Raw genomic sequence first — 12,059 nt, 5'->3', positions numbered from 1 at the left:
TAATTTGATTGGCTTGAGAAATCAGGGATTATCCGGTTGCTGTCCGTTGTGGGCGAGCCACTTGCATTCACCTTTTTCCATATTTGTAAAGATTGCCTTGAAGGAGGAGTCTTCAGGGCTGCAGGCGTAGATTCCGAACTGGATTTCGCCAGTGGCCTTGTGCATGTGGCAGACGCGCATCTGCTTGAACTTGATGCCATCTTCGGAACACTCGATGCAGAAATCGTCTTGGCGGCGGCTAAGGCGGTACCACATGGACTTGATATCTGCACTGACCTCTGTAGTGGCCCAGTCCGAGTAACCCATGTTTGTGACCACGCTGCCTAAATGCTGAAAACTTTCGTTCTCGTACTCGATGGATGCCTTGAGCCAGTTTTCGCTGTCGAGATATACCACCACTCCGCACTGGTCAAAGCGGCGCTTGCTATGGAATTCCGTCTTTACGGTAAAGGAGAAGAACTTGTCTGTAGTGCTTATCTGCAGAACAGGGGCGTTATCATTTCTGAAATGATAGTAGGTCCTTTGCCAAAGATCCGTGTGGGGTGCCGTGACGATTTCGACTCTGTCGTCGTCGATTTTAAATTCGGCAGGCTCGCGGGTCCATTTCCAGAGATCCTTGCTGATAGTCATTTCAAGCCTTTGGACGAGTGCGAACTTTTACTAGATGACTTCGCGAAGAGCCTTTGCCAACTGGTCTGCGCAGGAGGTGGACTTGCCGTTGCAGGTGTTGCCTTCCAGGATGTCGGCAATTTCCTTCATGACCTTGCCTTCGCAGAGCTTGCCGATGGCCTTCAGGTTGCCATTGCAGCCGCCCAGGAACATGAGGTTGTACATCTTGCCGTCTTCGTAGTCGAAGGTGATGAGCTGGGCGCAGGTGCCGCTGGTTCTGAATTCCTTAGTCTGCATAAAAGCCTCTCGTGGCGCCTTGGAAGTCGCCGATTGTGTTTATGGACAATGTAGAAATTACGGCAGGAATGTGACCACTCCCTTGAAAAATGAGTATATTATAACCGAACCTTTATTTCGGAGTTGGATGTTCTTTATCCATAATTTCGGTTTCGGCCGAACTCAAAACTGGGACATTGTTTAACGCGGGTTGCGCCGGGTGGCGTGACTTGCTCTTTTTCGTGAACCTGCGGCATTGCCTTCGTGATGGGGCTGCCGCAAAAAAAGGAAATAAACAATGTCTAATAATTCTGAATACACTATCCGACAGGAACAGCCTGCCGATTTCTCTACTGTCGAAAATTTAACCCGCGAAGCCTTCTGGAACGTTTACCGTCCCGGATGCCTTGAGCATTATGTGCTGCACTGCTACAGGAGTAACCCCGGGTTCATTCCGGAGCTCTCCTTGGTTTTGGAAGGTCCTGCGAATTGCGGGTTGGCAGATGGAGTAAAACCGTGCCGCGAAATTCTCGCCCATGTGATGTTTGCCTGGAGTGAGATTTTGGTGGATACTGGTGAGCATTTGCGCATGATGACTTTCGGCCCAATCAGCGTTCGCCCAGATATGCAGCGCAAGGGCCTCGGCAAGATGCTTCTGGATTATGCCTTGGAACGTGCCCGCCAAATGGGTGCGGGATGTATCGCCATGTGCGGTAACATCCAGTTCTACGGCAAATGCGGTTTTGTGGCTGCAACCTCCAAAGGCATCCGCTACGCAGACGATCCCGATGGAGACGCGCCCTACTTCCTCATCAAGGAATTGACGCCCGGTTTTCTGGACGGCATCCGCGGAACCTATCGGGACCCTGCGCCCTATTTCGTTGACGACCACGACGTGGAGGAATTCGATAAGCAGTTCCCGCCCAAGGAAAAGAAAGTGCTGCCCGGGCAACTAGGGTAGTATCAAAAAAGCCTCCTCGGTTTTCCCGGGGAGGTTTTTTATCCGTTTAATAAATTAAGTAATTGCCACGATTACTATGAGCTTGCCCGTACTCCTCCATCAGCGCATTCAGTGCCTTGGAGCGTTCTCTACATTCGTCATCAAAATCGCGCTTCTGCGGACGATCCGCTGGTTTTAAGGAGTTTACAAGTTGAAATATTTCCAAGGCTTTTGGAACAGATTCGTCAGGGTTGCCCAAGAATAATTTTCGAACTTTTTTCTGCCCATAATCGTTTAAAGTTAAATACAGATAAGAACCATCAAGGTAATGATTTGCTGAATATTCCTGTTGGTAGCGATCAATGTCTTTTTTCAGCTTTTGGATTTTTGTGGTCTCCTCTCTGTTAATCAGTTTAGGTACGCAAGGTTCCATTTTCGTAGCTTCAATAGAAAATGTCGTATCCCGTTTATTTCCGAGTGCCATGCGCCAGGTAATTCCATCGCATTTGCGATAACGGTAACAAAAATAGACGGAATCTCCCTTGGCGTAGTAGCTTGGAAAATAGGCGTTGTCGCCGTGGCTATTGAAGTGTTCTTGGGTTGAATCGTCAGAATCAAAAATTACTTCACCTCCAAATTCTTCGTAAGTTATTTCATAATCGTAACTACTAGTTTCTGTTAGAACTTTGTCGTCAATATGGGCGACAGGTTCACGAAAATCAATCCAGTAAATATAAGAGAATCCGACGTACGAGAGTATGGATAATAGAACTACATATAGCCATGACCAAATTCTTCTAGGCTTAAAGAAGTAGCTTACAACGCAGGATATAGAAAACGCAACTAGAACAAGGGCGATGATTGCAATGTCCGTGGGTCTGGCATCTACTCTAGAGGGTGATATAAAACTCGTTTGTCTCAAGAGCAGTTCATAAATGATGTAGACGAGATTGGCCGCCCACAGAGCGAGAAAGATTTTTCTAAAAAATATTTTTTTGAATTTCGGTTGCCAATATAAAATTGCAAATGCAAAACCAATGAGAATTGGAATTAAATAAAAGAGTGTTTTTTCTAACTTGAACAACTCATGAAAATCAAGAAGATAATAAGAGAACATTCTAACCTCTGTAATTGATTCTACCGAGAATTTCCCGGTAGCTTTATCCATTCATCCAAAAATTTCATTTGCTCATCGGTGTGGAACCAATGTTCTCCACCTTCCATAACGGTGAGAGGTGCGTTAATCTTGCCTGCAAATTCAGTAATCGTTTCTAAAGAAACGAGGTTGTCTTTTGAACCGTAAAGAATTTGTGTGGGGACATGCCACTGGATAGGATTTTCACGAACGTAGCTTAGGTATTCCCAGGAAAGAGTTTCACCGAAATTCGTTGCGATGGCTTTCTTTTCGCGGAGTTCATTTTCAGAAACGACCGCCCACATCATCATATCGCAAATCAGCTTTTCCATATTCACTATGGGCGAAATGAAATAGGCCTTGGCGATATTGGCCGAGCTAAGAGACATCATTGAAAAGTAAGCGCCGATGCTATTGGCGATAAGATAGACTTGATCAAAGCCTGTGGAGATGGAATCAAAGTATTTGATAAATTCGTCCTTGGCATCCCAAGGAGTTTCTGCCTTGTAATCAAAACCCATGACTTTACAATCAGGAAACAGAGGCTTGTAATGTTCAGCTTCTGCAGCGTTGCCGCCTTTTCCATGAATGTAGATTACGAGGGTTTTCATTTTGTGATTTCCTTCCCAAACGGTTTCGTCAGCATAATCAGCACCGGGGTGATGGTGAAGTCGGCCACCAATGCGGTGACGAGGCCGATGGTTGCCATGAGGCCCACTCTGAAGAAGATGGTGACGGGGCTGACCATGTAGGCGAGGAACATCATGCAGAGAATGATGGTGGTGCTGACCATGCTCTTGCCCACGTCTCGGAAGGTGGCGAGAACGGATTCGCGGTAGCTGCCGCATCGTTCAAAGCAGAGTTTGGAATGGTTCACAAAATGGATGGTGTCGTCCACCGCAATGCCTATAGCCATGGGGATGACCATCATAGTCATCATGTCCATGCTGAAGGCGCATGCACCCATGACGCCGCCAATCACAAGGATGGGAGCCACGTTGGGGATCATGCCGATGAGGCCAGTTTTTACGCTCATGAAGGAAGCGATCAAAAGCAGCGCAATCACCACGAAGGAAATGCACACGGACTTGATTTCGCCTTCCACCAGTTTGTTGTTCATGGAGGACTGTTCCACGGCGTAACCTTCTACGCCAACATCTGCCTTGGGGAAATACTTGCGGACCAGAGTTTGTGCGCTATCGATGTCGATGTCCACCTGCTTGGAATTCCATTCCTTCAGTTCCACGTGAATGTAGGCCATGCTGAAATCATCGGTGACGCCGCCAATCATGACGCGGGCCTTGCCTTCGGAAATCTTTGTCAGCGGAAGGCTGGAAAGGTCTGCGGAAGCGCTATCCATGGCCAGCATGTTTTCTGGATTCTTGAAGGCGTCGGGCTCGCCGGTGTCCACCATGATGTTGTAGGAATAGACGTTGGCCAGTTCGGAATTCATAAGCTCCACGAGGCGTTCCACGAAGGGCAACTTGGTGCCGAACATTTCCACATAATCCATGTTCACTTTAAGGTCCCTGCAACCGATGGCGCTTACCACCACAACGGCTATGGAAACGAGGACGATGGGGAGCTTGAAATTCAGGGCCTTGGCACCGAGTTTTTCCAGGAAGTTTTCAAGGTGTTCGTCGCGGGGCTTCGGCGTCTTGCGACTTTGGGGGCCGTAGCTATAAAGGATCGGCACCAGAATAATCACGTACAGGTAAACGGCGAAAACCATGGCGGCGCAAATGGAGCCTACGATTTTCAGCACTGGCATATCCACGAACAGGAAGGAAAGCATGGAGGCAACGGTAGTCATCACTGTAAAGAAAATGGGCCAGCCCGTTTCCGTGACAGCTTCGACGAGAGCGGGCTTGCGATCGTTCAGTCGTTGGTAGGCCTGCTTGAAACTGTTGATGTAATGGATGGAGTAGCCAACGCTTAAAGCCATGCCAAGCATCATGGGCAATGTGAACAAAGTAAAGTCGGGCTTGACGCCCAGCCAACCGCAAATGCCGAAAACGGATGCCATGGCGAAGGCGGTTGCCATAAAGGGAATCATGACGCCGTACTTGTTACGGGTAAAGAACGCCAGGCAGAAAATCATGATGAACACGCCGATGACAACGGAGCGTGCGGCCTGGGGCATGGAGGAATCGTTTTTCGAAACCTCAAGATAAGGCTCGCCGCCGGCGTTTAGGTCCCAGCGATCAGATTGAAATTCGGGACGTTCCAAAAGGTCGGCTACGGCGCGGCCGATTTTTGCAGCATCATTCGCAGGGTCGCTGTAACGTTCCAGACTCAGGTGGAGGAGGGCTTCGGTACCTTTGGAATTTTCGATGGTGTGGATTTCTTTTGCTAGCGGGATGTTTGAGAGCATGTAGCGGGAAAGGGTATCCCGCATTTCCATGATGGCGGAGTCGCGGACACTTGGTGCGGTTACTTCGGCACTGCCAGCCTCTTGGGCACTCTTGGCGGTTACCAGCATGACGACGCTGGCGTCATTCCCGAAGTGCTTACGGAACTTTTCTGCGTTGACCTTTGCGGCGTCCCCCTCAAGGAACCAGCCGTCATTGGTAAAGGAAAACTCGAAGCGTAAAATTCCCGCACCTGCGAGAAGCGTAAAGAGGATGACCGCGATAAGAATTCCAGTGCGATGATTCGTCTGGAAATTTCCCAACTTGTTGAAGAGCTTGTTAATTTGAAGAATCTTCATAGAATGTCAAAACTTGAAAATATATCGGAACCCAAACACGAAAATTCGTTGGCGATTAACTCAACGAAATCTTCTTGATAATTTTCACAACAGCTTCCATGCCTTCGACGGTAACGTGTTCGAAGGGACCGTGATAGCCGTAGCCGCCGGTGCCCAGGTTGGGGCAGGGGAGACCCATGAAGCTGAGCTTGGCTCCATCGGTTCCGCCGCGGACAGGTTCGCTGACGGGCTCGACGCCCACTGCCTCGATGGCGGCACGGGCGCGCTCTAAAACTTCCGGGCACTTCTCGATGACTTCCAGCATGTTGCTATAGGAATGCTTTAATTCCAGTTCAACAATGTTGCCGCCGGCGCGGTTCTTATCTGCGTCTGCGAAAGCGGTGCCGCCGAATTTTGCGTTGAACTCTGCGGCAATCTTGCGCAGGAATTCTTGGCGTTCTTCAAAGCGCTTCTTGTCGTGATCGCGGACGATGTACCAGAGGGTTGCATTTTCCACGTCGCCCTTCATGTCCGTCAGGTGATAAAAACCCTGATGGCCTTCGGTGGTGGCGGGGGTTTCGTCGGCAGGGAGCGCCATGGCGATTTCTGCAGCCATGAGGCTTGCATTCTTCATGATGCCCTTTGCTTCGCCGGGATGAACGCTCTTGCCGTGAATCATAAACTTGGCGCTAGCGGCGTTGAAGTTTTCGTAGGCGATGTCGCCTTCATAGCCACCGTCTACAGTGTAGGCGTACTTGGCCTTGAAATATTCGAGGTCCACCTTGTCGGCACCGCGGCCGATTTCTTCGTCTGGAGTAAAGCAAACCCAAATGTCCCCGTGGCCATTCAAGTTTTCGTAACCGCGGCTTTCTGCATGGCGATCCGTTTCCACCAACTCTTCAATGGCGGTGACGATTTCTGCGATGCCTGCCTTGTCATCGGCGCCCAGTAAAGTGGTGCCATCGGTGGTGATGAGGGTACGTCCCTTCAAAGTTTTCAAAGTGGGAAAATCGGTAACTTTCAAAATCGCGCCAGAGCCTTTCAACACCACATCGTTGCCATCGTAGTTTTCAATAATTTGGGGCTTGGGATTTACGCCGGAAAAATCCGGAGATGTATCCATGTGGCTAATGAAGCCGATGGGGGTATCGTCTTCGTGGCCAGCGGTTGCGGGCAGCAAACCGTACACGTAGCAGTTCTCGTCAATCTTTACCTGCTGAAGGCCAATTTCGGCCAGTTCCTGCGCAAGGTATTTGCCCAGCGCAAATTGGCAATCCGTACTGGGGCAGGATTCAGAAGTCTCGTCGGAAGTGGTAGTAAAGCTAACGTACTTTAAAAAACGGTCTTGAACTTTCATAGTGTGCATTGGGTTATTTTCGACCAGAAAATAGAAATAAACCAACACCTAGGAGTCTTACTAGTGGCGGGATGTGATTAAACTCCTATTGTAAAAATAAATATTCATTAGTTTATTTAAAATAATTATCTTTAATAATGATGAAAGGTTTTGTCAAAATCATGTTTGCTGCGGGACTTGTTTCCGCTATTTTCTCTGCTTGTAGTGGAGAAGATTCCTATGTTGTCCAAGTTGATAGCCCCGAAGGCTCCTTTGTTTTTGATTTGGATAGCCTTGGTATTCCTGATAGTATTCTTCAATCAGATTCTCTTTTCTCATGGTATCTGAAAGATTTGGTACAGAAGGAAACGGAATCCGCTAAAGGCGATTCAATGGGTTCTCCCGATGCAAAAGACGAAGAAGATGAAGAACCTGTCAATTCGGATCCGGTACTTTTGCCGCCCGCAGGTTTCTATTCTGGCTTAGTGATTCCGGCTCCTGCACCGACTCAGGGTGGGACTATTCGTTGTGAAACGAATGGTGCCGAACCGTCGGAAGAATCCGCTGAATTTTTGGAACCACTGGCTATTGAAAAGAATACTGTAGTTCGTTGTGCTGAATTTAAGGATGGTGCTGCGGTACGTTGGGCAACCCAGACTTATTTCATCAATGAATCTGTTTCCATGCCTGTGGTGGCAATTAGTGTGAACCCCAGCTTCTTCTCTCGTGTCTATGTAGATACCAGAGATTGTGAAGGTGCGGATCCTTATGGGTGCCCGGGATTGATGGATGAAACTGAAGATCCTATTCATGTGGAATTTTTTGAGAATGGCAGCCGCAGTGACGGCAAGGCCTGGGAAGTTGATGCTGGAATCGGTTTGATGGGTAATTACAGCCGCACCTATCCCAAAAAGCCTGTAGGTGTCAAAATCAAAAAGCAATATAACGCCAAAAAATTGAAGTATCCCTTGTTTGCTACCCGTCCGGAAGTGAACAAGTTTAGAGGATTCAATCTTCGTAACAGTGGTAACCGTTATGTAGGCGATTACATTGGTGACCCTGCCATGACCGCTATCGTGGAAGGCTCTTCTGTGGATTACCAGCGAAGCCGACAGGTTGTGGTTTTCTACAATGGCGAATATTACGGCATTCACGACATGCGTGAAAGACTGAATGAACATTTTGTAGAAACTAATTATGGTATCGACAATAACACCGTTGAAGTCATCAAGCAAAAGAAAGATGTTGTGACTCCAGTTGCTGGCGACGGTTCTCAATACAAAGCACTTCTTGACTTTATAGGAAGCAATAATTTTGGTGGTTCCAGTAACGTAAACTACGACAAAGTTAAGACCATGATGGACGTAGGCAATTATGCCGACTATATTGCTGCTCAGTTCTATTTGCAGAATGCAGACTGGCCCAGTAATAACGTTCGTGCTTGGCGTTCTCCGGGACAGCCGTTCAAGTTCATGTTGTTTGATACAGACCAGAGTCTCGGCTGGAAGTGGGTCAGTAGCGATTTCCAAAGAAATACGGGTGGTATGTTTGCATGGATTCGAAATTCTCGAGTATCGGCATCCAGTCCCGAAGATAGAACCGGTCCGGGATTCTTTGCGAACATATTCATCAAGCTTCGTGCTAATCCGCATTTCTCAAGAATGTTTGTCAATCATGGCGCTGTCATGATGAACGATTATTTAACCTATGATCGCTTGGTCGCTTCTGTCGCAAATTTGAATGCTCAAATTCCGGATGCGGAAATTACCAGGGACATGCAGAAATTCCCTAGAAATTATTGCGGGTTCTATTATGATTTAGGATGCGGCTTCGACAGGCGTGGTGACTACATTTTGAAAAATGCCAAGGGTAGAACTGAATCTCTTCGCGAAGAATATCGTAAGGAATTTGGTCTTGGTGCCGATATTACAGTAACTGTCGGAGCAGAAGGAAATGGTTCAGTGACCATTGATGGAATGAAACTGCCCCGCGTCAATTATACTGGAACATTCTTCAGCGGGAACGATATGCTGCTGGAAGCTGTTGGAAGCGCTGGTATTTTCAAGAGTTGGTCTGATGGCTCTACTGAAAATCCGCGATTGGTTTCTCCCAAGGATGGCGACAAGTTTGTTGCAATTTTCAGGTAACGGCAGTTGTTAAATTTCTAAAATTGGATTATGCCGAAACGTACAGGTGTTGCCGATCTTCCTTTGCATACGGGTACAGTGCCTCGCTGGCTCGCGGACCGTATGCGAGACTTGGGAAGATTGATTGCAGAATCCATTGTTGAAAATTATGGCAAGAAGGAATTCCTTGTACGTTTAAGTGATCCTCTTTGGTTTCAGTCCTTTGGTGCTGTGCTGGGAATGGATTGGCATTCTTCCGGAATCACCACTAGCGTCATGTATGCGCTGAAGCGTGGTTTGAATCCTATTGCGAATGATCTCGGAATTTACGTGTGTGGTGGTCGCGGAAAGTTCTCCCGCGAGACACCTACGGAACTTTTGCAGATTGGTGATAGAACCGGTGTGGACGGAAATTTCTTGTCGCGCACAAGCCGCCTTTGCGCCAAGGTGGACGGCACCGCGGTACAGGACGGTTTTCAACTTTATCAGCACAACTTTATTGTGACGGATGAAGGCGACTGGGCTGTGGTGCAGCAGGGCATGAATACAGATGCTCGCGCTGCTAGACGTTACCATTGGTGTTCTGCCAACTTGAGATCTTTTGTGGAAAATCCTCATACGGCAATTGTGGGGGAGAACCGCGGAGAGATTTTGAATTTGACGGATCAGAATGCCCGCAGTACTCGCGGTTCGATTCTGGAATTGTCCCGCGAAAATCCCGACCGTGTGATGCGTGAGATTCGTCAGATTGTGCAGCCAAGCTCTTCTATCATCGTGTCGCCTCAGATGGACATGTTTGCGCCGGCAGATTCGTCGCACGATCTTGTGGGCAGTTCTGCGCAGGACTTGATTTTTAGCGGTGCCCGCGATCCTATTCTCGTAAATTCTAGTCGCGACTGCATTATGCCCGCACGACATGAAGTCCACGCAGAAGATGTGGATTTGAAACGCCTAGGAGCAGTGCTAGCAACGGCCTACGAATCGGATCCCAGCGATTTTGAAAGCTTGCTTTTGACTCCGGGACTTGGCCCCCGCACATTACAATCGTTGACCCTCGTCAGTGAAGTCATTAATGGAACGCCTTCCAGGTTCCGAGATCCTGCCCGTTATTCCTTTGCCCATGGCGGTAAAGATGGCCATCCCTTCCCTGTGCCTTGCAGAGTCTACGACGAGTCCATCCGCATTCTTGGGGACTCCATTGAAAAGGCAAAAATTGGTGACCGCGAAAAAATGGATTGCCTGAATCGTTTGCATGCAACTCAATTAGCAGTGGAACGAAACTGCGAACCGCTCGCCGATTTCGACAAGACCATTGAACATGAAAACGCCCACTCCAAGGAGTGGGGCGGCAAAACTGTCTAGCGCAAAGTTACGCTTCTTTCTGGATGTTGATGCTGGCGAAGCACACGAGGCATCCGCCGATCAGGTTGCCCACGGTAATGAATGCCAATCGCAAAAGGGTGTCGCCAAGGCCTGCCAAGGTAACGCCGCTCTTAAAGAAGTTAAAGGCGAAGTAGAACATGTCGGCAATGCAGTGTTCAAATCCGCAAAGGATAAATCCCATGACAGGCAGTACAACGATCAGTGGGTTGGTGGTGCGCTTGTAACCTTCGACGCCGATGAACATGAGCATGCCGCAAAAGATTCCAAGAATCAACAGGCTGGGCAGACTGTCGGCGTATTTCACGTTAACCAAGGCGGAAGTGGTAATGGTCAGTCGGGTGGCGGCCACGGCGGCGGCACCAACAACGCAACCGATCAGGTTGCCGAGCCAAACTTTTCCAAGGTACTTCAGGTAATTCAAGGTGCGGTTCGTGGAAAGATAGCCCACCTTGCCGGTGAACAGGTCGAACTTCAAAATAATAATGGTGTAGAGGCCGAGAGAGAACAGGAAGGTACCTGCAATCTTGTTGTCGACGGAAAGGAAGCTTACGCATCCTACACTAATCATTAAACCGGCGAGAATAGACTTGATCATAGCCTAAATGTAAAAATAATTATGACAAATTAAAAGGGTGGTTTGGAACGCGGTTTGCCATTCTTTTTATATATTCGGGGTATGGTAGAAAAAGTATTTACAACTCCTAATGGTGATATCCATTATTGGGTTTCGGATGAGGTGCGCCCGGGTGCGCCTTCCTTGATTTTTTTACCGGGGTTAACGGCGGACCATCGATTGTTCGATAAACAAATTGAGTTTTTTGAATCTAGATACAATGTGTTTGTCTGGGATGCCCCGGGTCATGCATCTTCTTGGCCTTTCCATATGAATTTTACCTTGATGGATAAGGCTAATTGGTTGGATCAAATTTTGGCACACGAGCATCTTGAAAATCTCGTGTTTGTCGGACAGTCCATGGGCGGCTACGTTGCACAGACTTTTATGCAAATGTACCCGGATCGTTTAAAGGGCTTTGTGTCTGTGGACTCTTGCCCCATGCAGCGCAAGTATATTACCGGATTGGAACTTTTCCTCTTGAGATTTATGGAACCGGTTTATCGCTGGTATCCTTGGGCTAAACTTTTAAAGGCTGGCTCCGAGGGTGTTGCCACAACGGAATATGGCCGCAAGCTGATGCTCGATATGATGATGATCTACGATGGTAATCAGGACCGTTATGCGAAATTAGCTGGCCATGGCTATAGAATGTTGGCCGATGGTATTGCGGCGAACTTGCCTTATGAAATCTGTTGCCCGGCTTTGCTGATTTGCGGTGAAAAGGATGCCGCAGGTTCCGCCAAGCGTTATAACAAGGCTTGGCATAAAAAGACTGGAATTCCTTTGGAATGGATCAAGGGCGCGGGCCATAATTCCAATACCGATGCACCTGAAATTGTGAACAACTTAATTCAGAGCTTTGTGGACAGTTTGCAGTTGGATGATTTTGAGGAAGTGCAGTTCGCGGCAAGAGTCACGAAGAAATTTGAAGCAATATAGCGCATTTGAT

Annotated in this window: 11 protein-coding genes; 4 read left to right on the top strand and 7 right to left on the bottom strand. The window is 48.1% G+C overall.

Going from position 1 to position 12,059, the window contains the following annotated elements; all coding sequences use genetic code 11:
- Window positions 1-21: 21 nt before the first annotated feature.
- A complete protein-coding gene (locus MJZ25_07335) occupies window positions 22-630 on the bottom strand; it encodes a DUF1349 domain-containing protein (protein ID MCQ2123984.1) in 609 nt (202 codons plus the stop codon).
- A 30-nt stretch (window positions 631-660) separates the two neighbouring features.
- Window positions 661-906, bottom strand: a complete 246-nt coding sequence (locus MJZ25_07330) for a TIGR03905 family TSCPD domain-containing protein (protein MCQ2123983.1) — start codon at window positions 904-906, stop codon at window positions 661-663.
- A gap of 277 nt (window positions 907-1,183) precedes the next feature.
- Here MJZ25_07330 and MJZ25_07325 point away from each other — a divergent pair, with 277 nt between their 5' ends.
- A complete protein-coding gene (locus tag MJZ25_07325; GenBank protein ID MCQ2123982.1) occupies window positions 1,184-1,846 on the top strand; it encodes an N-acetyltransferase in 663 nt (220 codons plus the stop codon).
- Window positions 1,847-1,892: 46 nt separating this feature from the next.
- Here MJZ25_07325 and MJZ25_07320 read toward each other — a convergent pair whose 3' ends face one another.
- The 4 genes from MJZ25_07320 to pepT are packed head-to-tail and all read right to left on the bottom strand — an operon-like array spanning window position 1,893 to window position 7,006.
- Window positions 1,893-2,993: a hypothetical protein gene (locus MJZ25_07320; protein MCQ2123981.1), complete on the bottom strand. Its 1,101-nt coding sequence runs from the start codon at window positions 2,991-2,993 to the stop codon at window positions 1,893-1,895.
- Window positions 2,963-3,571, bottom strand: coding sequence for an alpha/beta hydrolase (locus MJZ25_07315; protein ID MCQ2123980.1), 609 nt, complete (start codon window positions 3,569-3,571; stop codon window positions 2,963-2,965). The genes MJZ25_07320 and MJZ25_07315 overlap by 31 nt, the downstream gene beginning before the upstream one ends.
- Entirely contained in the window at window positions 3,568-5,670 is a 2,103-nt protein-coding gene (locus MJZ25_07310) for an efflux RND transporter permease subunit (protein ID MCQ2123979.1), read from the bottom strand. The genes MJZ25_07315 and MJZ25_07310 overlap by 4 nt, the downstream gene beginning before the upstream one ends.
- A gap of 55 nt (window positions 5,671-5,725) precedes the next feature.
- Entirely contained in the window at window positions 5,726-7,006 is a 1,281-nt protein-coding gene (pepT, locus tag MJZ25_07305) for a peptidase T (protein ID MCQ2123978.1), read from the bottom strand.
- Window positions 7,007-7,143: 137 nt separating this feature from the next.
- On the opposite strand from pepT, the gene MJZ25_07300 reads away from it, so the two are divergent.
- Together MJZ25_07300 and MJZ25_07295 are read left to right on the top strand one after the other, a co-directional pair.
- On the top strand, window positions 7,144-9,132 hold the full coding sequence (locus MJZ25_07300) for a CotH kinase family protein (protein MCQ2123977.1): 1,989 nt from the start codon (window positions 7,144-7,146) through the stop codon (window positions 9,130-9,132).
- Window positions 9,133-9,162: 30 nt separating this feature from the next.
- Entirely contained in the window at window positions 9,163-10,473 is a 1,311-nt protein-coding gene (locus MJZ25_07295; protein ID MCQ2123976.1) for a DUF763 domain-containing protein, read from the top strand.
- A gap of 7 nt (window positions 10,474-10,480) precedes the next feature.
- Here MJZ25_07295 and MJZ25_07290 read toward each other — a convergent pair whose 3' ends face one another.
- Window positions 10,481-11,089: a formate/nitrite transporter family protein gene (locus MJZ25_07290; GenBank protein ID MCQ2123975.1), complete on the bottom strand. Its 609-nt coding sequence runs from the start codon at window positions 11,087-11,089 to the stop codon at window positions 10,481-10,483.
- 81 nt (window positions 11,090-11,170) lie between these two features.
- On the opposite strand from MJZ25_07290, the gene MJZ25_07285 reads away from it, so the two are divergent.
- Window positions 11,171-12,049 (top strand): alpha/beta hydrolase, encoded by an 879-nt coding sequence (locus MJZ25_07285; protein MCQ2123974.1) that lies wholly within the window; start codon window positions 11,171-11,173, stop codon window positions 12,047-12,049.
- The last annotated feature ends 10 nt before the right edge of the window (window positions 12,050-12,059 follow it).

The sequence above is a fragment of the Fibrobacter sp. genome, assembly GCA_024399065.1.
GTDB lineage: Bacteria > Fibrobacterota > Fibrobacteria > Fibrobacterales > Fibrobacteraceae > Fibrobacter.
This window is presented reverse-complemented; position numbering and strand designations above follow the sequence as displayed.